This window comes from Alteromonas sp. V450 (assembly GCF_001885075.1).
In the GTDB taxonomy this organism is placed as follows: domain Bacteria; phylum Pseudomonadota; class Gammaproteobacteria; order Enterobacterales; family Alteromonadaceae; genus Alteromonas.
The window spans coordinates 3,213,306-3,237,055 of record NZ_MODU01000004.1 but is presented as its reverse complement, the minus strand read 5'-3'; the positions used below and the strand labels follow the sequence as shown (position 1 = coordinate 3,237,055).

Genomic DNA, 23,750 nt, shown 5'->3' with positions numbered 1-23,750 from the left:
AGAGGAATAGATAAAGCGCATTTAAAAACTAAATGCGCTTAAAAATAAGTATTTATTGCGGGGCGAAAGGCAGAGGAATTGGCGTACCATTTATGTTCGCTTTACCATCCTTAAGCTCTACAACTGTTTCGTAGCCGCCTTCGGTTTCTTTAATAAAGCCTTGTTGCGTGAACACATCTAACATCATTGGAACTTGCTGTTTAGCTGCTGCTTCCACTTCCTCTTGTGTCATATCTTGCGCTTGAGGGCTTGCCATAATTTGACTTACCATGTAACCAGACGTGACACTTTCTGCAAATGCCTTATCAGCAGTGACTTTCGCGTCGGCAAGTAAATGAGTTACCCAGTAGCCTATGTCTGCCATCGTCTCCGGCAGTGCAGTAATGCCCACTAATTTGGTGTTAGCGTGTGCATTGAACGAGCCCTCTGGCAGTGTTGCAGAAAGTTTTGTGATATTGATTTCAGGTTCGGCAGTAAGTTGAGAAAGCGCATTGTCCTCAAAAAACGCCATCATCTTCGCAGTCATTTCGTCTGCAGGAAGCATTAATGACTCGTTAGAGAAGTCCTGGTATGCCTTAAGAAAGTCTGTGCTTAAATTGTTGATAGCAACGCCTAACGTCATATCACTTGCGTCAATTTCTGGGCCAACTAATTTTTCGATTGCATATTCTACATAGACGTTGGCGGTTTTCTCATCATTGTTAATGTCAGTATTCGCGACCAGCGTTAAATTATCTATGGCGACATTAGCACCAGGCTCGAAGCCTGCCACTTCAATTGATGCAACAGAGGCTGTCATTTTTGAATCGAACAATTCTCCCTGTACAGCACGTACGAGATCGCCAGCGTAGCTCATGTCAACAGAGAGCGATTTCATATTGACAGAAAATTCATCCGCGCCAATGCTGAGCGACTCTCCAGTAGACTTATAGACAACTTCTTCGCCTTGGGTCGTGGCTTCGCCTTTATAACCAGAGAAAAGGAAATTAATTCCGCTTTCTTCGTCGGTAGCCGTCATAGCAGGTATTTCATCGGTGTAACTGATACCGCCAAATAGACCTATTACACCCTCATTAACATATGCGGGCTTGGTCGCGTCCCATTGCGCGTACTCTCTGAGTTTGTCGCCATTAATAGAAACCGTATAATGAGCTCTGCCAATGCCTTGTCCATTACCAAAATATAATGGTCCGTGATGAGCTACAAGCGTGGCTGTTATGCTGGGGTTATCTTCAGAAGAAAGATTGGAATTACCCATTTGCTGAGCAGCAACAAGAGCATTAACATCAATACCAATTTCTATTTCAGCGGTGGTTGAAAACCATCCTTTTTGGTACGACTTGATGTTCGCTGAATAAACGGCCTGCTTGTTTAGTTCGGTAACAATATCGGTAACATTTTGTTCGATACCGTTACCGATAAAGTAAGGTGTGATACCCAAAGCTGCAAGCGTAACGCCTGCGCCAATAATAATAGGTTTGTTCATAATACAATCCCTTGTTTAGTGTTTTCCGTTATGTGCGTATGCACACGCTTTAGACAAAATATAATATATTGTTAATGCACGCAAATATCGCACGGCGTTGTTAAAGTTTGATAGCGATATAACCTTCGGCATCAGGTGCTCCAAACAACCGAGAGGCTTGGTGTACTTCCTGAGGCAAACTGCTGTCGGGTTTAAATTTTCCGTTTACTTTAAATCTATTCATGGTGGGCGCTACAATAGCGTCCATCGTTAGGCCAAGTAAATTTGGCTCTGTTACTGATATGCCAAAGTCGTCGCCTTGACAGCGCAGCGCAGCTGAGTATGTACCAAAGTCGATGGGCCCTTGGGTGCCTGCAACGGTCGCATTTAGCCAGTCACCCCTACCTGACAATACGCGGCATGTAGGTCCAACGCTAAGCTCATCAAGTGTCAGCTTAAAACGCCCACCCGCATTAACAGGTAAGGGTAGCCTTACTTGAGCCAGTACTCTGTCTACGGGTAAATAAAGCGTGAAATCTTCAGCGTCAATATACTCTTGATTAAGTAACCCCGTTGTAAGCGGCCCTTGAAACGCTATCTCGTTTTTATCTCGTATATTACCGGCTTGGACCTCAACCTTTACTTTTCCAATTAGAATATGCAAAGGGCTCAACGTCCACTTTAGGTTATTAATGGGGAGACCGTTCACCACAATGGTCTGCGCTTTACCACTAAATAACGTGCCGCTTACACTGCTAATGCTGACATTTTTGGGTAAATCTATTCGGCTTATTACATGGACTGCTGGCATATATGCAATAGCGAACACTAAAAATGCGATGATTCCGCCTATTATCCAAACTACCTTTGACTTCATGCTTTACCTAACTGTAGTCGACGAATTTTGATATATCCCGAGGCCTCAACTTCAGCAAAATCTGCTTGAAGAATAACAACCCCCATGCTTTCCATAGTCTTCAGCCATTCAAGCACATTGTTAAACGGGGCCTGATCAACCCAGACTTGGAGTTCTTCTCCTTGTGGCTGCATACGAGATATAGCAATATCATACTGTGATGTGGTGCGATTAACTGCTTGAGGTAAAGAGCCTGAAAACGAGCGTGAGCTTGAGGTGCTACGGCGTAATTGCTGTGCACGAGCTGCGCTATCTTTTACCCAAACCAGCAGTGATTGTTGGTTATCAAGAAGCTTTTCTTGTTTTACCAGCGCGTTGTTAAGCGGTGACCAGACAACGTAGTAAAAAATCGCGATGATCACGACCAATACAGACACAATTACAAGCTTTTGCTCGCGTTCTGTTAACGCCTTAAATTTTTCTAACAAGGCATTCATATTGTACTCCTGATAGATACAGTGCCTACTACGCCGTTATCACGATTATTAATTGCGCCCTGCTCCACTACAAAACCGGCGCTTTCGGCAGTGCGTTTAAACTGTTCTAATGCTTCAAAACTTGGCCCTTGTGCCTGAATGCGGATTTCAGTACGCGCGGCATCAAAACGAAGTGTTTGCGGTTTTACGTCAGCGGCGGCGAACGCCGGTACAAGCTGATCTAGCATAATTAACAACGAGGCATCCCCGCCGCTTTGCTCAAGTTTTGCCATTTCACTTTGCAATTTCAATCGCACGTTGCGATACGTCCCGATGTTTGGAAACCCGGCCTTTACGGCGTCGTTTATTTGTGCACTTAACACTTCATTTTGGGTTTTAAGTTGATAAAGCGATACGGTTTTATCGATAAGGCTGGTACACAAGACGATAACTGCGAGAATTGCTGCAGTTCTCCACTGCATCAACATACCACTGCGTTCACGTTTTACTTTGTATTCACCTTGGCAAAGGTTGAACTTGGTTTGCGTAGCCTCTTTTGCAAGTACCTGCATAGGTAAATCAAGGGGCGCCTGCGATTCCTCGATATTGGGAAGCGCGCTTAAATCAATGCCCGCATAGTTTGTGATTTTTACAGTGCTTTCCTGTTGCTCGGTGTAGTGCGCAAGCATGGGCAGTAACCACGTTTGTTCGCCTTGAACCCCTTTAAACGAGTCTTGGCGCACTAACAGCTGCTCTCCTAGCGTAATCATCGACCAGCCATCTTCTGTCACCGGCACCGCAAGAACGTCGGGAAGGATGGTATCGCAAGTTAGTCCGGCATCGCTAAGCCACTTCTGCCACATCTGCATTTTTTCATGACTTACAACGGCAACGGCTTGTTGGTCGCCTTTTTTAGGACCAATAGCAAAAAATTGTTCGCTGATATCGGTAGCAAGCTCATCTTCAAGCATGAACGGGATAGCAGAAAGCACTTTTCGGCCAGCTTTAGGCGGTACCGTAACCCATTTAAGTAAGATGTCGCTGCTTGGTGCAAGGGCAATGACATGTCGCTGGCCGGTTCGCTCTATCAGTGTTGATAACGCGTGGGCGTTAGGAAGTTCACCCGAGGCGATGATATCGTTCTCAGCTTGAGAATACGCCAGCCAATTGATTGTATCTGATTCATTGGCGCCTAAACGCACCAGTAGTTGTTCCATCAATAGGTTCCCCCGAACTCGCGTTTCACTACGTCTACGCTTGAACTATCGCTTATATGAAACACGGTGGAAAGCTTAAAAGTTGCTTTGTTGTACTGTGTTTTTGTATGCAACATAAAATAGGCGGTTTTCACTGAAAACCACTCTTGTCGTGTATTACTCAGCCCCAATGCGCTTACATCAGGTACATTGAGAAAGTCATCCAGCTCGTCCCAACCGTTTTGTGGACGGCTACTTATCAGGTTTGATGCTTGCTGCAGTGACAAACCTGTAAGACCAGCAAGAAGCGGGGCATCGTCTTCTTGTAACGTGTTCACATTAATTTTTAATTCTTTATTGCCCGGAATGACACAGACCAAAGGTAGCACGTCTGATAGCCATTTTGGTGATACACCATTTATAATACGTAATTCACTTTTTGATACCAGCAAGTCATTAGCCGCCAAATAAGGAAACTCTCTCGACTCATATTCACTGTCTTCTGCACCATAGGGCCGTTGATTGTCATCGTCGTCTACCCAATCGGCGAGACTATCTCGAACCGTATCAGCGGTGTAGTTATCTAACTCGTCTATGCTAAGTGCAGTGAGCATGGTGTGAAAGGCGTCCATTGCTTCAGACGTGTTTCCTGCGCTTGTTGCACCTTCATTAATTGCATTTAAATTGAAGCATGACTGCAAATCCTCTAGGTTTGCGCTTAACCCTCCATTTTCTAATGGATAAGCAAACTCTTGGGACCAAGGCTGGTCTATGGAAATCACATCAGGGCTTTCTTTTACCAAAGTTTGGATGGACTTTCGAGCAAATGCCTCTGCGCCCAGTGCATACCAATACGCTTGATTGTTGTCCTTTAAGTTCATCGTGCGTTGAACCTGAAGCTGAAGGCGTGTTCCCATTTCAGTGGCCAGCACGGCAACTAAAGCAACAATCATAAGAACAATCATAAGCGCAACGCCTCTTTGTTGTCCCAAAGGCGCGGCCTTTTGTGAATGTTTGCGCTGTTTTAGCATTATGAACCCCCACCTATCAGCGCAAATTCACGGCGAATAGTGCCAAAGTCTTTGCTGGTAAATTCAATAGCAACGGCTTTAGGAAGTTGAGTGCCTTTATAGCTTTCATTCCATTTTAGCTTTCCGTCGTTACTGAAAGAGGACTCGTTATTTGCTGGAGCAATAAATTCAATAGATAGACTTTCGATATCTTCTAACAGCACTCTTACTTTTGGTTCATAGCCAATAACGTTGTCGACGTAGGTGCTGTAAAGACGCTCTAGTTTATTGTCTTTAAGTCGATAGGCAACGTATTGTAACGTACTTCGCGGTAACATCAGTTGAGGGTTATGCCATCCACCTCTCACAAAGCCGATACCGTCTCCATCACTACCATCGGCTTCACCACCTACCATTGCTATATCGGTCTTTTCGCCATTAACGCGTATAGGACGAGGTACAGCTTGCTGTATATCACGCTCAATGGTGATCATGGCTCGCTGCAGTAGCTGAAGTTTTGAAAAACGAGTTTGAGACAGCTCGTTACTGTCGATAACGGTGGTCAGTAAACTGGTGGACGCAAGGCCAATGAGCGTGAATATGGCCATCGCGATTAATATTTCAATGAGCGTGAATCCGCGTTGCATGTCAGCTGCCTGATGTTGGTTTTGCGACAAACGTCGTCACGGAAGTCACTGAGCTAGAATAGCGCTCATCTTCACCCACGGAAATCGTCACTGAAAGCAGATCGTTGTCGTTAGTTTTAGTAACGGTCTGCTGCCAATACCACGTGCGGTCAGCCATTTGCACGCTGCCTTTTAAATTGTTTTTGGGCGGCCACGTGTTTTCTATTTGCAGCTGGTTCAATCGATTGCTGGCAACCCAATTGGCGAATGTCACCGACTCTATTTGACCCACACTCGATAAATGTTCGCCCGCTGCTTTTAAAATTGCTGTGCCGGTAAGCGCAAAAATTAACAGTGCAACCATCACCTCTAACAGTGTCAGACCGCTCTGCTTTGTCTTTGAAACGCAGGTGGCTGAAGCATTCATAGCGGTTGCTCCAAGGGCCCTTCAAGGGCGAGAGGAGGAAGGTCTTGATTCTGCAAACTATAAAAAACGGGTGCTTCTGAGTCGTCACCTTCGTAGTTGAACGACAAAGTAAAGGGCGTTATCTCACCACTAGACATAATGAGTATCTGCGGTGGAGGAAGCTTTTTGTCTTCTTTATTGCCGATGTCTACCCCTGCATCTGATACGCTTAAGTTTTCGTCAAAAAGCGAGCGGTCAAATAAACGGTCTTCCACATCCCAGGGCAAGTCGTCCAGATTAAGCGTTAAGGTAAAAAACGCTGGAAGGGTGTGTGTACCGTACATTTTCTCCCCTTCAATGCGCTGCCATTCATCGTCTTCATCTAAATAGACAAAATAATATTCACTTTTCTCTTCTTCAATTCGAATACCGAGTTGTTGTTGGTTGAGCACGGCATAATCGCTCGCCATGTCTACAAGAACCTGCATACGCTGCGCCTGACTTTTGAGTAAGTCTGACTTACTCGCACCAAACGCATTAAACATGACATAGCCCGCAGCCAAGCCCATTAGCAGCAATACCAGCATGACTTCCAGTAACGTAAAGCCACGCTGTTTTTGATGGTATCTACTGCGCTCTATCATCAAACGTTAATTCAAGTATTCGTTAATGTTCCAGTTACCAATATCGTCGTCAGTTCCTGGTTCACCGTCCGGGCCATTTGAAAAGATATCTACCATACTCAACTCTCCTGGGCTAATGAGTGCGTATGGGTTGCCCCAAGGATCTTCGGGCAAGCGTTTTATGAATCCGCCTTCTGGGTAATTGCGTGGGATAGGGTCAATCGTGGGCGCGGTAACCAGGGCGTCTAACCCTTGTTCAGTTGTTGGAAAACGATTGTTACGCAGCTTATACATTTCAAGTGCGCTTTCTATTTGCTGGATGTCAACAGCCGCCTTTTTCAATTGAGCTTCTTCTTGGTTACCAAGAATCTGAGGCGCAACCATTGATGCCATAATACCAATGATCAGTAGTACGACCATCACCTCTATCAAACTGAATCCAGAATTGCGATGTAGAGTTTTCATTAAATATTCACCATGTTGTTCAATGCTAATATTGGCTGCAATATTGCCAGTACGATAAATAGCACTATGCCCGCCATTGATACGATAAGTAAGGGTTCAAATACTTTAAGTGAGACACCAATAAGGGCTTCAAATTCCCTATCTTGATTGTCTGCGGCGCGTGAAAGCATTTGCTGCAGTTCACCTGACTTTTCCCCCGATGCAATCATGTGCATCATCATTGGTGGAAACATCTTAGTATTGTCTAGCGCCGCTCGTAAGCTGCTGCCTTCTTTAACATTTACTGCGGCATCAGCAACTTGATTTTTAATGTGTTGATTTTCCAAAACGTCCCCGGATATCCGCATTGCCTCTAAAAGAGGGACTGCACTGGCACTCAATATACTGAGTGTTCTAGCAAAGCGAGCTGTATTTAAGCCTCGCGATACTTTACCGATGAGTGGAACGCGTAATAGGGCTTTGTGGTAGCGCAGTTTCATATGCTTTTGCTGCAGTAAGCGTTGCACAATGACCATTAAGATACCAAGCGCCACTAAAAGCAGTAATCCATAGTCCTGTAGCCAAGTACTCACGGAAATTAAGAATTGCGTTATACCAGGCAAGTCTTGCCCCATGTGATCAAATTGCCCTACAATTTTCGGCACGACAACAGTCAGGAGCAGCAAGACAATACCCATCGCGAAAAACAGCATAAGAAATGGATAAACCATCGCTTGAGTTATTTGACTTCGCGTTTGCTGGCGGCGTTCCGTGTAGTCAGCTAAGCGATTGAGCACGGTGTCTAAATGCCCTGATTTTTCACCCGCTGCAACCATGGCACGAAACAATTCATCAAACACACTGGGAAATTCGGCGAGCGCATCGGCTAAGCCATGTCCTTCAACCACTTTACTGCGAACGGCCATCATCATATTCTTTTGTCTAGGCTTTTCGCACTGCTCTGCTACTGCAAGTAACGCCTCTTCTACCGGCAAAGCAGATTCAACGAGCGTGGCGAGTTGGCGAGTGAGAAGCGCAAGGTCAGACGCTGAGATCCTAGGTTTAAAAAGCGAGAAGGAAAAACCCTTGCCACCTTCCTGTGAACGCTCTGCAACTTGCTCAACCTCTAATGGAATAAGTCCTTTTTCGCGCAGTTGCTGACGCACTTGTCGAGCGTTATCTCCTTCAAGTACACCACTACTATTTTTCCCGCGGGCACTAACCGCTTTGTAAGCGAATGCCGCCATTTAGTCTTCCCTCGTAACTCGAAGTACTTCTTCCAGCGATGTTGTGCCTTCTAGCACTTTGCGGCAGCCATCCTCTCGAATACTGGGTGTAGTCTTTCTAATATAGCGTTCAATGGCTTGTTCGCCGACGTCTTCATGCATCATTTCACGTACCTTCTCATCCACTATAAGAAGTTCATGAATACCCGTACGGCCGCGGTATCCTGTTTGATTGCACGCAGCGCAACCGTGTGGTTTGTAAATGGTGGTAGATGGCGCCGAAACGCCCAAAATGGCAAGCTCTGCCGCATCTGGTGTGTGTGGTACTTTGCATTCAGAACATAGCGTTCTGACCAAACGTTGAGACAATACGGCAAGAAGACTAGAAGACAGCAAAAAGGGCTCAATACCCATGTCTTCTAAGCGCGTGATTGCACCTGCGGCTGTGTTAGTGTGAAGTGTTGATAATACTAAGTGACCGGTTAAGCTGGCTTGCACTGCAATCTGTGCTGTCTCAATATCGCGGATTTCACCTACCATTACTACATCTGGATCTTGTCTCAAAATGGCGCGCAGACCGCGGGCGAATGTCATATCAACACGCGGGTTAACTTGCGTTTGACCTATGCCTGGCAAATCAAATTCGATGGGATCTTCAACAGTGAGAATATTGCGGTCGCGTGAATTAATCTCAGTGAGACCGGCATATAGGGTTGTACTTTTACCCGAGCCCGTCGGCCCTGTTACCAAGATAATGCCGTGTGGTTTTCTGATCAGTTCAGAGAAGTGGCTTCGGTTTTGCTGTGTCATGCCTAAATCTTCTAAATTTAGACGGGCATTATTTTTATCAAGTAAGCGCAGTACCACACGCTCGCCGTGACTGGAGGGCATGGTTGAAACACGTACATCGACAGCCCTACCGGCGATCCTCAGCGTTATTCGCCCATCTTGAGGCACACGCTTTTCAGCAATATCTAGCTTTGCCATTACCTTGATACGAGACACCAGCATTGACGATAATTTGCGGTTTGGGCGTAATATCTCACGTAATACGCCGTCTACGCGAAAGCGCACTATGAGCTGGTTTTCAAACGTTTCTATATGAATATCGGACGCGCCTTCTTTAATAGCTTCGCCGAGCATCGCATTGATAAGCTTGATGATGGGGGCATCGTCTTCGCTGTCTAGTAAGTCTTCGGTATCTGGTAAGTCTTCGGCAAGGGCGAATAAATCACTTTCGTTGCCAAGGTCTTCCATAAGTTGCTTGGCTGCTGAGCTGTCGCGTTGAAATGCACTGGTAAGCAAGCCTTCAAATTCATTGGCAGGTATGGCTTTAGGCACAAAGGGTTCGCCATAAAATCGTCTTACTTCTGCAAATACATCAAATGGTGTATTTTCTGTGAAATAAAGAACAGCGGGAGTGTCGTTGGTTTCTAACAACACCTGATTGCGTTTAGCAAAACTAAATGAAAGCTGCTTTGGACCAGCATCTGCTTCAGGCAGATTACCATCATCGGACATTGCCTCTAATGCTTCTTCTTGTGCCTCGAGTGCTTGGGTAATTTGCTCGTCTTGCGCAGCCATATTACTTATTGCCTTCTTTTAGTTTCTCTTTCTCTGTCAGGTACTCTTCGAATGAAGGGGGAAGAGAAAGCTTATCGTCCCACTTAGGCATACTCGGTGTTTCAGTGTTCGGCATCAGCGAAACGCCCTCTTGTTGACGCTTGAGCTGTAGGGCGCGAATGTAATTGTATTTGCGATGGCTAATGGAGTTCATAGTGGCACCATCACGCACGATGGTCGGCTTTAAAAACACCATGAGGTTGCGCTTTCGCTTACTTGTTGAAGTACTTTTAAATAGATGACCAAGTAACGGAATATCACCAAGCAAAGGTACTTTAGAGACGCTTTCTTGCACGTCTTCGTCAATTAAGCCTCCAAGTACAATTGTGCCGCCGTCATCGACAATAACCGTTGTTTTTATTTCACGTTTATTTATCGAAATATCCACTGATGTAGCTCCACTCACACTCGACACTTCTTGCTCGATTAGAAGCTGAACCGCATCACCTTCATTTATTTGAGGGGTGACTTTAAGCTTAATCCCTACTTCTTGACGGTCTACCGTTTGAAAAGGGTTAGAGTTGTTCGCACCGGTCGTTGTACCTGTGATGATTGGCACCTCTTGGCCAACAATGAAAAATGCTTCTTCATTATCCATCGTTGTGAGGTGAGGTGTCGCCAAGATATTTGAATTAGTGTCGGTGCTGACCGCTTGAACGACGGCGCCCCATCCATTTTCAATTACGCCTGCAATAAGTCCGTTTGCGCCCCCAAGTAAGCTAGTAAGTGCCGTAAAATTGGGTTCGGTGGTGTCGGTGGTTTCTACTACTTCACCATTAGCCGTGACATTGGTTTGCGTCGTTTCTCGGCCTTCTGCTTGGCGCAAGGCTACTGCTAGAGAGCCAACGCCTATTACGCCGTTATTAAATTGAGTGCCACCGCCTTCTTCAGAAATCCACTGTACACCCAACGTGGCACCGTCGCCTTCAAATACTTCAACGATAATCGCTTCAACTTGTACTTGAGCACGTCTAATATCGAGTTGTCGTACAACGTCTTCAAGCGAGCGCATCATGTCTGGCTCAGCGGTGATGACAATCGCGTTGGAATCCTCATGAGCATCAATGCTGACTTCACGGGTTGCGCTGCTTCGACGAACGCCGTTTGCGCTGCCTTGTTCCTCGGCTTGAATACTTGCAGATACGCCTTGAAGTACTTTAACGAGATCTTCCGCTTTGGCGTAGTTTAAAAATAGAACGCGCGTATTGCCGTTGGTCTCGAGTTCTTGATCCATCCTTTGAATTAGGTTGATAAGGCGCTGTCGCGCTTTTACGTCGCCACTAACAATGACTGAATTAGTGCGATCATCGGCAACAACACGAGGCTCAGACTTGGCGCCAGTATTGGCCTTTCCTTGCGATTTATTGATGCTTTCAATAATGCGCACCATTTCGGAAGCCGATGCAAAGCGCAGTTTCACTATTTCAACTTCTTCGTCACCCGCACGATCGACACGTTCAATTATCTCAACCAGCCGGTTAACAACGGCCGCACGCCCTGTCAACATCATCACGTTTGATGGATCATGGCTGACAACGTTACCGCCTCCTGCTTGGTCGTTAAGTTGTCGTAGAATAGGGGCAAGTTCACGTACTGGCACGTTATAAACGGGGACTACACGCGTGATCATTTCATCACCGTCACGATTTGCACCTTCAACAACCGGGATATTCGATGTTTTCGCATCCTTAGAGCGTACTACTTTTAAAATTCCACTTGGCATTTCAACGACAGCGAAGTCATACACTTGAAGCACATTTAAGAAAAACTGGTAGTACTGATCTTCGTTTAACATGTCGTAGCTACGTACGCTAATTTTTCCCCTAACATTAGGGTCGACAATGATTGTTCGCTCAAGATTTTTGCCAACAATATTTATAAATTCGTTGATATCAGTATCTTTAAAATTAGGCATGTACTCAGCGGCGGTGACTGAGAAACACAGAAGTGCCGTACACATAGCTGTGCCCAAGCGAGATAATAATTTGTGGCCAGTACGGCTTTTCATTCTAACTTCCTTCATTTCCTAATTCTTAGAGCGTTATCAGTCTACAATAGCCACGATTTCCTGAATACGTGGTATTTACCCTCATATTTCTAGCGTTATTCTTGCTCGGGTAAATCGAGATATATCGTCGTTAGACTGTTATCACGAATAATCGTTAATTCTATATTTTCTGCATTGCGCAGCTCGGACAATGCTTCTTGGGATTGCTGCAGGTCGGTCAAGTCCAACCCGTTAATTTGTGTAATAACGTCACCAGCTTGAAGACCTGCTGATTGAAAAAGTGCAGGATCCTTACCTGGGCTGACTTGATAACCAATGAGTTGTCCGTCTTCAGTTTTGGGCGCGATAGAAATAAAGTCGGCGAAACTTGCCGGGCGTTGGCGCAATGCTGCGGTGGCTTCTAGCGCTTCTTCACTAAGTGAAACCGCCTGCTCGTCGTCTTCTTCATTACTCGAATTGGGGCTCTGGCGAGCTTGCCTTTCGCGACGACGGTTTGCTTCGTCATAATCGATACCGTCAAGCATAAGCGTTTCATTTCTAACCCCGTTTTTTATGATTACACGGTCGTTGTATACGCTTTGAAGTGTAGCATTGGTACCTTCAATTTTTTCTCCCAAGCCATATACAGCTTGGCTGCCGCGATGCTCGATTATAGCGGTCCCTGCTTCTTGGTTGGAACTCGCTACCACCCCCGTTAAGGTTAGGTTTAATCTGGTTTCTGGCGCATCGGTTACTTGTGCAACGGGTTCAATGGGTTTTGCCGCCGCGTTACCAAATAAATTTAACTGTTGTATTTTACGAATATTGACCCCACTTCCTGCGGATGGTGAAGAAATTACAGGGCTTACGGTTACTGGGGATGTCGCAGAAAGCTGAGGTTCGGGTATAATTTGCCAGACAAGTTTGGCGGCGAAAGCAATCAAATAAAGGCTGAGCAGTACCACTACCAGTGTATGTAGTTGCTTCTGGTGCTGGTTAACATAAACAACCAGAGCGTGTTGATTGAGTTTATTAAATATCATGCTGCCACTAATGCTACTGCTTTTTTAATATTATAGTTAATTTGGTTTACCGCGCTTTAGCGACCTCATAATAGCCTAGTAACGGTGGGGGTCACAACACTAAAGCTACACCATTACGAAATTATTACATGAGTCAATCGGTTAGCAACAATACAACACAAAATGTACGGCTGGACAAGTGGCTTTGGGCTGCTCGTTTCTTCAAAACCCGAGCTATTGCCAGAGATATGGTCCAGTCGGGAAAGGTGCAGTATAACGGGCAGCGCGCCAAACCAGGTAAGCATGTAGAGCTTGGCGCCATGATAAAAGTTCCTTCAGGATGGGATCTACGCGAAATTAAAGTGCTTGCTTTAAGTGATAAGCGACTCAGCGCGCCATTGGCACAGAATCTTTACGAAGAAACGGCACAAAGTGTAACGAAACGGGAAGAGAATCAGGTTGCACGAAAAATGAACGCATTTCACAGCCCTAAGCCTGAGCATAGGCCAGATAAGAAACAGCGACGCCAGATTATTAAATTCAAGCAGCAATAGGTCTGCATAATAGGATCACATATGAGCGATTTTGATAAATTACACCGCTTTATTTTTACTCAAGCGAATGTGCGCGGCGAACTAGTTCGCCTAGACGAGAGCCTGAATAACATTATTCATAGCTACGAGTATCCCGTTCAAATTCAGTCGTTATTAAGCGAAATGGCCGCTGCCACATCATTGCTCACTGCGACATTAAAATTTGAAGGTGAGATTTCTCTACAAATTCAGAGCAAAGGTCCAGTAAGTTATGCTGTACTTAACGCTACGCACGAACAGACGCTTCGCGGCGTCGCGCGCTGGGACGAGTCGCTTGACGCTTTGCCGGAATCTTTCGCTGAACTTGTTAAGCAGGCGGTGCTTGTTATTACCATCACTCCTGACGAAGGAGAGCGCTATCAAGGGGTTGTTGCATTGGACAAACCGAGTTTAGCGGCGTGTATCGAAGGGTATTTTAGTCAGTCGGAGCAACTAGCGACGAGTGTACATTTGATGACAGACCTCAGCGATGCAAAAAACGCCAAGGCCGCTGGTATTTTACTGCAAGTACTACCCACTGACGCGAGTGCAACAGATGTGTCACAAGCTACTGAGTTTGAGCATATCTCTGCACTTACTGACACACTGACATCAAACGAAGTCTTTTCATTATCTGTTGAAGACATTTTGTATCGACTTTATCACCAAGAAGATATTGAGTTGTATTCGCCACAAGCAGTATCTTTCGCTTGCACATGTTCAAAAGAACGCAGTGCAGAAGCACTTAGACATGTAGAAAAAGCGGAACTTCTTGCTATCGCAGAAGAAGAGGGCGCGGTAAAAATGAACTGCCAATATTGCCACACTGAATATCGCTTCGATAGTATTGATATTGAGGCGATTCATAGCGGAAATGTTGACGTGCCGCAGTCTAGCCAGTAATCCGGTTTACGTAGCACCAGCGCTTCGCTGGTGCTACAGTGCGTTTTGTTTTTCATTACGATTTTACCAATCCTACGTTTTACTTTCTTTTAACGCTTCACATGTGGTTAAAAAATGACCGCGTGTAAATGTGCGTAGCGTTTAAGTACGCTTCGCTTTTGGCTTTTGTCGAAAATATTGATGAAACGCCTTAACATTTTCAAATTCTTTTCACGACAAAAATTACGTTGGTTTGACGATCAAGCAACATGTTTACGCAGAAAATTTGACGTTTTTTGAAGGTAAAACCTTTTCTTTGTAATTAAATTACATATTTATTGAAAGTTAACTTTTGCTGATAGTGGTTATGTATATAAAAAATGCGTCAATACCTTTGTTTACATTAGACTCTGACAGGTGATACTTTTTTGAAAGTGCTTTTGAAAAATTACGTAAAGGGTAACAGCCATGACCGCAGCAACCTCAATTCAATCGGATATAAAAGTAACGCCGCTTGTCGATTTAACAAACGCAGAGCTTATCGAACGCGCAGTAAAGCGCGGTGAAGGTGTGCTTGACAAAAATGGTGCATTAGTCGTCGAGACGGGCAAAAGAACGGGTCGTTCTCCTAACGACCGTTTTATCGTGAAAGAACCCACAACTGAGAACGATATAGATTGGGGAAAGGTTAACAAGCCTTTTGACGCTGACAAATTTGATGCGTTATGGGAGCGTGTTGAGGCCTATCTATCTACACAAGAGCATTTTCTATCTCATCTCCAGGTGGGCTCAGATGTCGATCACGCATTATCGCTAGAGGTAAGAACACAAACTGCGTGGCAGCATGTATTTGCCCGTAACTTGTTTATTATTCCTGAGCAATGGAACGTGAAAGGCGAACAGCCGTGGCAAATATTAAATGTACCTGGTTTTACATGTGATCCTGAGCGAGATGGCACGAATAGCGACGGCACGGTAATCATTAACTTCGCCAAGAAGCGAGTACTTCTTGCCGGAATGCGTTATGCCGGCGAGATGAAAAAAGCAATGTTCTCGGTTCAGAACTTTCTACTGCCTGCTAAGGATGTGCTTCCAATGCACTGTTCTGCGAACGTGGGCGAAGAAGGTGACGTTACCTTGTTCTTCGGTCTTTCTGGTACTGGTAAGACAACGCTATCGGCTGATCCAAAGCGTTTTTTAATTGGCGACGATGAACACGGTTGGGCACCAGGCAGCGTATTTAATATTGAAGGTGGCTGCTACGCCAAGTGCATCGACCTGTCGCAAAAGAATGAGCCGGTTATATGGAATGCAATTAAGTTTGGCACTATTTTAGAAAACGTTGTGTTAGATGAGACACGTACGCCAGATTACACCAACACCTCGCTTACGCAGAATTCTCGCGCTGCTTACCCGCTTGAGCATATTGAAAAGCGTGTAGCAGAGAACCGAGGTGGTGAGCCTCGCTCGGTTGTCTTTTTAACGTGTGACGTGAGTGGCGTATTGCCTCCGGTATCGGTATTGAGCGAAGAAGCGGCGGCTTATCATTTCCTCAGTGGCTATACGGCAAAAGTAGGTTCAACGGAAATTGGATCAACAAGTGACATCGAATCAACCTTTTCAACGTGCTTTGGTGCGCCATTCTTCCCAAGACCTGCAGGCGTGTATGCAGAGCTTTTAATCAAACGGGTTAAAGCCTTTGGCGCTAAAGTTTACTTAGTGAATACTGGTTGGACTGGTGGTCCATATGGTACGGGTAGTCGTTTTGATATTCCTACTACGCGGGCGATTATTGACGCTATTGTTTCTGGTGAACTTGCCGATGTTGAAACGCAGCATATCGACGCCCTAAATCTTGATGTGCCGGTGTCAATTCCTGGTGTGGATAGCAATTTACTCGTTCCACAAAATACGTGGGCTGATAAAGAGAAATATAACGAATTCGCCGCTAACCTTGTAAACGACTTCCAACAAAACTTTACCAAGTACGATGTCAGTGACGCTATCGTAAAAGCCGGACCCGGTAACTAAAAAAGGTCTGCCCCTTCCCAACGTTTATCACACTCAACGTGATTGATGTTTTAGCCCGCTCTTCGCAGCGGGCTTTTTTTATTGGCGTGAAGCTACATCACAAATTTAACAATTTTAACACTATGAATACGTATGTTTATTTAAGTCGGTATTTGTAGTCGCTATCATCTATCTTCCGAAATTCCGATTGAATGCGCTAGGGCTTGGGTCGCCGAGCTAAATAAGTAAAGGTAATAATAATGATCTGGCATACACGTAAAATAGCGGTATCTGCAGTTTTGCTACTGACAACCACATATGCAACAGCAGAAATTCAGCAATATAAACTCACCGGCAGTACGCTTGAGATCGATACCAACACAAAAGACTTTACGGTTAAGGCTTTGGATAACTTGAGTTTTCAAGTTACCTCGCTAACAGATGATAGCGGGACGGCTTACGCTAATTTACCGTCAATGGCATTACCCGAAAACAGCGACAGCCTTATCAAAGCCCCAGAGGTAATTGAAAGTGCTACAAGCATTACGTTAAAAACCGACGTCGCCGAAGCTGTTATTGATAAGCAAACCTACGCGATTACCTATAAGCTCAATGGTGACGTAGTAGCCCAGGAAAAAAACGGTTTATCGGTAACCAATGACAGGGTAAGCCTTTCGTTTCTACTTGACGACAATGAAATGCTGTATGGCGGCGGTCAGCGCGTGTTGGGAATGAACCGCAGAGGGCACAAGATGCCCTTGTTCAATAAAGCCCACTATGGATATACCACGTCTTCAAATCAAATGTATTTTGGGCTATCAGCAGTAATATCCTCTAACCACTACAGTGTATTGTTTGACAACGCCGCTTCTGGCGAACTAGATATTGGCCATACACAACGTGACGAACTGCTTTTTTCTGCTAAAGGTGGCAGAGCGAGTTATGTCATGGTGCTAGGAGATGACTTGGCAAGTTTGGTGAATCAGACAGTATCAGTTACGGGTAAACAACCGTTGCCGCCTAGATGGTCATTCGGCAATTTCGCCTCTCGTTTTGGTTACAAGTCGCAGCAAGAAGTGCTTAGTGTCGTAGACAAATTCAACGAACAAGACATCCCCGTGGATGCTGTTGTGCTGGATTTATATTGGTTCGGTAAAGACATTAAAGGCCACATGGGCAATCTTAGTTGGGACAGCGAAACGTTTCCGGCGCCTGAAAAAATGATGTCTGATTTAAGCGCCCAAAACGTAAAAACAGTAGTAATTACTGAGCCTTTTATACTTACCACGTCAAAACAATGGGAAAGTGCGGTTTCTTATAATGCCCTTGCCACGAGAAGCGATAACTCGCCGTATACGTTTGATTTTTATTTTGGCAATACGGGTTTAGTCGACGTGTTTAGTGAGCAGGGACAGCGCTGGTTCTGGCAATTCTATGAATCGCTCGCTAAACAAGGAGTTTCAGGCTGGTGGGGCGACCTTGGTGAGCCTGAAGTACATCCGGATGACATTGAACATCATTGGGGCACAAGAACAGTAAAAGGGGCTGAAATTCATAATGGCTATGGACATCAATGGGCTAAGAATGTGTTTGAAGGACTTAGTGCATTACAGAGCGAAACAAGGCCGTTTGTGCTTATGCGCTCAGGCTTTTTAGGCAGTCAGCGCTATGGAATGGTACCGTGGACTGGAGATGTAAGTCGAAGCTGGGGTGGGTTGAAACCACAAGTCGAATTAGCGCTGCAAATGAGTGTGTTTGGTTTGGCTTATACGCATTCAGATTTGGGCGGTTTTGCCGGTGGTGAGGTGTTTGACCCAGAACTTTACACTCGCTGGCTTCAATTTGGTGTTTTCACGCCTATTTTTAGGCCTCATGCGCAAGATAATATTGCTCCGGAACCTGTATTTCACGATGACCCAGTAAAGTCGATAGTGCGTGATTTTATAAAGCTTCGCTATGCAATGCTTCCTTATAATTATTCGCTGGCGTATGAAAACTCGCTATTCGGTACGCCGTTAATGCGACCTTTGGCACTTTCGTTTAATAGCGATAAGTGGTTTGAAACGTCTGAAAGCTATTTATGGGGAGATGCTTTTCTGGTCTCACCCGTCACTGAACCGGGTTTAACAACGTGGAACGTTTCGTTACCTGGTGGCGTATGGTTTGATTATTTTTCTGACACCCGCTACGTCGGTGACCAAACCGTTGCTTATCCACTTTCTGACGACAACTTTCCTGTTTGGGTTAAAGCGGGAAGCTTTGTCCCGATGAGTGAGAAACTCGCTCGCACTGAAGAATACGACGCTACTCAACTCACGTTTCACTATTGGCACGATAGCTCCGTTAACAGTGCTTCATACACGTTTTACGAGGATGATGGGAAAACACCGAATGCCGCGGCAATGGGATTGTTCACCACGCTTCAAATGCGTGCGAAAGCACAGGGCAATAATTTACAGTTCACGCTTGCTAGCGACGGCAGCTACGTGGGCATGCCTCGACGCAGAGAACTGACGTGGGTTGTTCACGGTTTAAACCAAAAACCGACGTCGGTATCTGTAAACGGTGAAGCAATAACCGCTGCATGGGACGAAAAAGGGAAAACGCTTTCACTTGCATTTGAGTGCGACTATCAGCAGTCTGTAAACATTAAAATTAGGTAAGATAAAAGACGCTGAGCAGCCAATTTTTGATGTAGTAGTGGGTGCTAAGAAGTCCACGCCTTTTCAATATCAGAGAGGCAGTTTTATCTTGTACTGCCGCATCTGGAGTGTTCATGAGTCGATTGCCTGCCACTATCGTTATCTTCGTAGGCTTTTTTTTAATTGGTAAGCTTTTCATTCTTTGGGGGATCCTGCTACCCGACATAGCGGTAGACTTGCGCATGACTGAGTTAGTGAGTGGTGCGCTTTTTTCATTATTTTCCATTGGTATGATGTTGGGGGCTGTAATTGGAGGCAAATACGCAAGTCGTTTCGAATTCATGCCTTTACTCGCCACACTATTTAGTATCAATAGTGTTTTCCTTTTAGCAGTATCACTACTTTCATCATGGCAATGGTTCTTAGGGTTGGCGGTACTGATAGGAGTAGTGAGTTCGACTATTTTTACAATCGGTCACACGTTAATTGCACGAATGTATGCGGAAAAACGCTTTACTATGATGGGACTGATGGATTTTATGTTCAGTCTTGGTACTTTCGCTGCCTCATTCTTTGTTACCTTGTTGTATATAGTAGAAGACAATTGGCGACTCCCTATTCAAGCAACTGCTGCAGTGATGGTGCTGCTATCATGTTATGCATTTATAGCGGCGCGTTCACAAGCAAAAGTCTTGAAAGGGCAGCCTAAAACTGCCAGAAAAACATTAGCTTTCGGCACCCTTATCAGACAGCCCATATTCATTTTTATGGCATTAGTGAGTTTTGGTTATGGTGCAGTTGAATTTGGAAATGCAAACTGGTTTGTCAGTTATGCACAAAATGGCATTGGCTTTACAGGTGAGCAGTCGCGAAACTTATTGGCATGTTTTACCGCAGGTATGGTTATTAGTCGTTTAACTTTCCCTTTGCTATTGCGCTTTTTCTCTGTTCACCGACTGATTGTTATGATGGCATCGGCATCGCTTGTCGGAGTGTTCACGCTTAAACTGATGCCAAGTTTATATGGCATTGGCGCAGGTAATCTGCTGCTGGGTTTGGGACTGGGCGGGTTATTTCCTCTTATGTTGTCAGCGGCCATGAACATCGATAGCGACAACGGCCCTGTTCTATCGGGTATTGCCATTATTGGTAACTCTACCGGTGTGCAAGTGTCGTCTTTCTCCACAGGGTTAATCGCTAATTTTGTGCCACTTACCACTGCATTTTGGGTTATTCCTGCTGGAGGGGTGGTGTTATGGATGGCATCCTATGGTTACAGTCGTAAGCTTAAGCGTTACGTGTAATTGTTAGACGCATAGGGTTAATGTTTAAGTGGGGAATGGGGTAAATAAAACTCGGCAACCAACCCTTGTTGGGGATGATTCCTAAGCGTTACGCCGCCATCGTGCGTTTCAATGATACGCCTAATGATAGCTAGCCCCAAGCCCGAACCAGATGAGTTCCGTGCTTTGTCGCCCTGTGCAAAGGGCAAAAACACGTTATCTAATTCGCTTTCAGGAATGCCAGGCCCAAAATCTCTCACTTTGCAGTAAATGCGCTTTTCATGTCGGTTGAAAAAGGTACTTATGGCTATTTCATCGCTGCCGTACTTAAACGCATTCTCAATTAAGTTATCTATCACTCGCTTCATGGCTATCCGCCGCAATGGCAGTAACGGAATAGGGTTGAGCTTAAGCTCTATGTGATGTTTGTCGTCTAGATGCCTTGCTTGCACCAATTCAGCGATTATGTTGTTAAGATCTGTTTCTTGCGTGACTTCTTCGGTGTCATATCGCGCGTAATCTATAAATTGGTCGATAATGGCATTCATATCTTCGATGTCATTAACAATACCCTCCTTTATCCAGTCTTGATCTTCTGGCAGCATTTCTGACGCGAGACGGATCCGTGTAAGCGGGGTGCGCAAGTCATGAGAGATACCTGCGGTCATGATATTTCTGTCCGTTTCTAATTGCTTGATACCTTGGTTCATGCGGTTAAATGCGCGGGTAACTTGCTTCATTTCGGTACTGCCCTGTTCTCGAAGTGGCGCTGGGTGTTCTCCTTTTCCCACCGAAAGTGCCGCTTTCTGAAGTGCTTGCAGTGGTCGTGTCATGCGTCTAACAAAAAGCCAGCCCCCTGCAACACTTAAAATACCGATGACCATAAGATACATGGTAAGAGGTGAAATGTTGGCTTCGTTTAAGCCCGTTATGGGAATAGATATCCAAGTATCAGGGTAACGGGAAAGGGAAATCCAAACGATATAGGGGGTTTGTTCTCCAGTAGTTTGTGATAGCGTACTGATACGTACATCAGCTAGCTGGTTGAGCTGACGGCTTACCTCCGACGAGATAAAACCGTAGTATACTGCATCGTCAAGACCGGTTTCTTTTGCAATACTCTCATCAACTACATTGATTTGCGTTTTTTTATAATATGCGCGCCGCGTAGCCTCGTTGGTGACCAACAAATCGTTCGCCAAAATCGCCTTAACCTGGGTGGCTAGCAGGCTGTTAATTTGTTGATAGCTTGGCTGTATAAAGTAATAAAATACAGAGGTATATGACACTATTTGGTTAATCAGTAATAGCACACCGATTAACATTGAGGTCTGACCAAAAGCGCTTTGCGGAATTAGACGCATATTACGTTAAACTTGCTCGCCATCTGGTATAAATACGTAGCCCAATCCCCACACCGTTTGGATATAGCGAGGATTTGCGGGGTCTTCTTCAAGCATGCGACGAAGGCGCGATACCTGAACATCAATACTGCGCTCTAGCGCACTATAATCTCGCCCTCGAGCCAGGTTCATGAGTTTATCTCGCGAAAGCGGCTCGCGTGGGTGAGTAACCAATGATTTCAGTACCGCAAATTCACCACTGGTGAGTGTAAGAGGTGTGTCATCTGCAGTCATTTCACGTGTCGCAAGGTTTAGCTTGTAGTTGCCAAATTCAATAATTTGCACATCTTTTGAAGGTGCACCCGGTGCTTCACTGCTGCGTCTACGCAATACGGCTTTCGCTCTAGCCAATAATTCTCGAGGGTTAAACGGCTTTGGTAAGTAGTCGTCAGCGCCCATTTCCAGGCCAATTATGCGGTCCACCTCATCACCTTTCGCGGTAAGCATAATGATAGGCATATCGTTTTCTTGTTGACGCAGACGCCGACAAATTGATAAGCCATCTTCGCCCGGTAGCATGAGGTCAAGTACCATTAAATGAAAATTCTCTCGCTCTAGCAATCTATCCATTTGTTCGGCGTTGGCTGCACTGCGAACTTGAAATCCTTGTTCCAAAAGATAGCGCTCCAACAAGCTTCGAAGACGCATATCATCATCAACTACCAGAATTTTCGAGGTTTCCTGACCCATACTTACACCTTACATATTACGTTTGTTCCACTATAACCACAGAAGGCTAAATACAAAAGAAAGAAAACGTAAAACCAGCAGTGTGTTTGTTACAATTAGTGTCTTTGCTTTGTAATCAGCTATTTATGGCATCCAATCGCTATACAACGCTTCAAAAATCAGCATGAATTTCGTACTAGAAATTCAACACATTGAGAGCCTTAGCATTGGCATTTCCCGAGAGGGTGTCTAAATACAGCTGTGTTATTGCATCGCTTCCTTCAACATTTTCTGTATGAAAGTTACTGTCTACTTTTGCCGCGAAAGACTGCCATGCGGTTGCATACTTAGCTAAAAACTTATCGTGCCCCCATTCATTTTGACGCAACTTCACACGCGCCGGCGCAAAGAAAATCTCTGCATCTAATGCTTTCGGATTCGGCTTTTCTTGTGCCTTCCAGTCTGTGGCACCAACGAGTGTTACTTTTTGTAGATTGTCACCTAGAATGTTACTTAACGCGTTAATAAGCGCTCCATTGGCGGCAAAATCTAGTAACCAACACGAAGTTGCAACGTCAAGTTGGTCTAGATGTTCGTAGCTAAGCACACTATCGTAACAGCCCGATGCCAGCACAGCGTCGACGTTCGGTTTTGACGTAAGGCCGATTACTTTATAGTCGGCGTTGCGAGCCGTTCGATTATCTTTGAGCAACTGTGCAGTACCTAATGCAGTTTTGCTGGACGCACTAGAAAGAAGAATTGTGCCACTATTAGTATGCTCCGACACATAGTCGTCTAGGACAAAAGACGTCATGTAAAGGGGGCGAAAATTGAGTTGCCAGGCTTCTCGTTGAGCATTGTAACCTGGGTCAGAAGCACAGCGAAGATATTGGTCATAGACAGGGCTGATACTCTTGCGTTTTTCGTCAATATCAGAAAAACCATGATGCGCTACTTTACCAGCCTTTATTACCCAATGACTGGCCATTGGTAAATAGCCAAATACTTTTTCCCCTTCTTTGATATCGGGGTGTTTTGAAGCTGCTACCGTAGCGAAACCCCAAACAGGAACAATACCAAAACCGTCGGCACCTGTTGGGAAAAACCCCCAGTAGCCCATTTTAAACCCTAAGGCGGCATAGGTAATGTTGTTGGCAGAAAAGCCGAAGCTATCCGTGGCTAATAGCACTTCGTTACTACCAAGAGACTGTGTGTCAATATCGACACTCACCGACTTAGTTACGTTTATCGCTTTCTGATCAACCCAAATTTGTTGGCTTTTTATCTGCGTCATAGTGTCATTCTTAGTTCACTGAAAGCGAATAGCCT

21 protein-coding genes are annotated in these 23,750 nt (G+C 45.1%); 5 read left to right on the top strand and 16 right to left on the bottom strand.

Going from position 1 to position 23,750, the window contains the following annotated elements:
• Positions 1–52: 52 nt before the first annotated feature.
• From BK026_RS14160 to gspC, 13 genes are all read right to left on the bottom strand, one after another.
• Positions 53–1,486 carry a YdgA family protein gene (locus tag BK026_RS14160; protein ID WP_071816436.1) on the bottom strand — a complete coding sequence of 478 codons (1,434 nt, stop codon included), beginning with the start codon at positions 1,484–1,486 and terminating at the stop codon, positions 53–55.
• A 100-nt stretch (positions 1,487–1,586) separates the two neighbouring features.
• The gene (locus tag BK026_RS14155) at positions 1,587–2,342 is read right to left on the bottom strand and encodes a type II secretion system protein N (protein ID WP_071816435.1); all 756 of its coding nucleotides are present in this window, start codon (positions 2,340–2,342) and stop codon (positions 1,587–1,589) included.
• The gene (gspM, locus tag BK026_RS14150; RefSeq protein WP_071816434.1) at positions 2,339–2,818 is read right to left on the bottom strand and encodes a type II secretion system protein GspM; all 480 of its coding nucleotides are present in this window, start codon (positions 2,816–2,818) and stop codon (positions 2,339–2,341) included. The genes BK026_RS14155 and gspM overlap by 4 nt, the downstream gene beginning before the upstream one ends.
• Positions 2,815–4,014 (bottom strand): type II secretion system protein GspL, encoded by a 1,200-nt coding sequence (gene gspL / locus BK026_RS14145; protein WP_071816433.1) that lies wholly within the window; start codon positions 4,012–4,014, stop codon positions 2,815–2,817. Before gspL ends, gspM begins: the two co-directional genes overlap by 4 nt.
• Complete coding sequence (gene gspK / locus BK026_RS14140) at positions 4,014–5,024, bottom strand: type II secretion system minor pseudopilin GspK (protein WP_071816432.1); 1,011 nt, start codon at positions 5,022–5,024, stop codon at positions 4,014–4,016. The genes gspL and gspK overlap by 1 nt, the downstream gene beginning before the upstream one ends.
• Positions 5,024–5,650: a type II secretion system minor pseudopilin GspJ gene (gspJ, locus tag BK026_RS14135; protein WP_071816431.1), complete on the bottom strand. Its 627-nt coding sequence runs from the start codon at positions 5,648–5,650 to the stop codon at positions 5,024–5,026. Before gspJ ends, gspK begins: the two co-directional genes overlap by 1 nt.
• 1 nt (position 5,651) lies before the next feature.
• The gene (gene gspI / locus BK026_RS14130; protein ID WP_071816430.1) at positions 5,652–6,056 is read right to left on the bottom strand and encodes a type II secretion system minor pseudopilin GspI; all 405 of its coding nucleotides are present in this window, start codon (positions 6,054–6,056) and stop codon (positions 5,652–5,654) included.
• Positions 6,053–6,679 (bottom strand): type II secretion system minor pseudopilin GspH, encoded by a 627-nt coding sequence (gspH, locus tag BK026_RS14125; protein ID WP_071816429.1) that lies wholly within the window; start codon positions 6,677–6,679, stop codon positions 6,053–6,055. The genes gspI and gspH overlap by 4 nt, the downstream gene beginning before the upstream one ends.
• Before the next feature lie 6 nt (positions 6,680–6,685).
• A complete protein-coding gene (gene gspG / locus BK026_RS14120; RefSeq protein WP_071816428.1) occupies positions 6,686–7,123 on the bottom strand; it encodes a type II secretion system major pseudopilin GspG in 438 nt (145 codons plus the stop codon).
• On the bottom strand, positions 7,123–8,349 hold the full coding sequence (gene gspF, locus BK026_RS14115; RefSeq protein WP_071816427.1) for a type II secretion system inner membrane protein GspF: 1,227 nt from the start codon (positions 8,347–8,349) through the stop codon (positions 7,123–7,125). Before gspF ends, gspG begins: the two co-directional genes overlap by 1 nt.
• Positions 8,350–9,912 (bottom strand): type II secretion system ATPase GspE, encoded by a 1,563-nt coding sequence (gene gspE / locus BK026_RS14110; protein ID WP_071816426.1) that lies wholly within the window; start codon positions 9,910–9,912, stop codon positions 8,350–8,352.
• Position 9,913: 1 nt separating this feature from the next.
• Entirely contained in the window at positions 9,914–11,959 is a 2,046-nt protein-coding gene (gene gspD / locus BK026_RS14105) for a type II secretion system secretin GspD (protein ID WP_143142131.1), read from the bottom strand.
• Between the two features lie 95 nt (positions 11,960–12,054).
• Positions 12,055–12,981 carry a type II secretion system protein GspC gene (gene gspC / locus BK026_RS14100; RefSeq protein ID WP_071816425.1) on the bottom strand — a complete coding sequence of 309 codons (927 nt, stop codon included), beginning with the start codon at positions 12,979–12,981 and terminating at the stop codon, positions 12,055–12,057.
• Between the two features lie 128 nt (positions 12,982–13,109).
• On the opposite strand from gspC, the gene hslR reads away from it, so the two are divergent.
• The 5 genes from hslR (at position 13,110) to BK026_RS14075 (ending at position 20,370) form a co-directional block, all read left to right on the top strand.
• On the top strand, positions 13,110–13,514 hold the full coding sequence (hslR, locus tag BK026_RS14095) for a ribosome-associated heat shock protein Hsp15 (protein WP_071816424.1): 405 nt from the start codon (positions 13,110–13,112) through the stop codon (positions 13,512–13,514).
• Positions 13,515–13,535: 21 nt separating this feature from the next.
• A complete protein-coding gene (hslO, locus tag BK026_RS14090; RefSeq protein WP_071816423.1) occupies positions 13,536–14,435 on the top strand; it encodes an Hsp33 family molecular chaperone HslO in 900 nt (299 codons plus the stop codon).
• Between the two features lie 447 nt (positions 14,436–14,882).
• Positions 14,883–16,445 (top strand): phosphoenolpyruvate carboxykinase, encoded by a 1,563-nt coding sequence (locus tag BK026_RS14085; RefSeq protein WP_071816422.1) that lies wholly within the window; start codon positions 14,883–14,885, stop codon positions 16,443–16,445.
• A gap of 239 nt (positions 16,446–16,684) precedes the next feature.
• On the top strand, positions 16,685–19,087 hold the full coding sequence (locus BK026_RS14080; RefSeq protein WP_071816421.1) for a TIM-barrel domain-containing protein: 2,403 nt from the start codon (positions 16,685–16,687) through the stop codon (positions 19,085–19,087).
• 113 nt (positions 19,088–19,200) lie between these two features.
• Complete coding sequence (locus tag BK026_RS14075; RefSeq protein ID WP_071817675.1) at positions 19,201–20,370, top strand: sugar MFS transporter; 1,170 nt, start codon at positions 19,201–19,203, stop codon at positions 20,368–20,370.
• A 17-nt stretch (positions 20,371–20,387) separates the two neighbouring features.
• Here the strand turns inward: BK026_RS14075 and envZ are convergent, their stop codons facing one another.
• The 3 genes from envZ to BK026_RS14060 all read right to left on the bottom strand — a co-directional run bounded on the left by envZ (position 20,388) and on the right by BK026_RS14060 (position 23,715).
• Positions 20,388–21,713 carry a two-component system sensor histidine kinase EnvZ gene (gene envZ / locus BK026_RS14070; RefSeq protein WP_071816420.1) on the bottom strand — a complete coding sequence of 442 codons (1,326 nt, stop codon included), beginning with the start codon at positions 21,711–21,713 and terminating at the stop codon, positions 20,388–20,390.
• A 6-nt stretch (positions 21,714–21,719) separates the two neighbouring features.
• Positions 21,720–22,442, bottom strand: coding sequence for a two-component system response regulator OmpR (ompR, locus tag BK026_RS14065; protein ID WP_071816419.1), 723 nt, complete (start codon positions 22,440–22,442; stop codon positions 21,720–21,722).
• A gap of 175 nt (positions 22,443–22,617) precedes the next feature.
• Positions 22,618–23,715, bottom strand: coding sequence for a DUF2855 family protein (locus tag BK026_RS14060; RefSeq protein WP_071816418.1), 1,098 nt, complete (start codon positions 23,713–23,715; stop codon positions 22,618–22,620).
• Positions 23,716–23,750 lie beyond the last annotated feature (35 nt).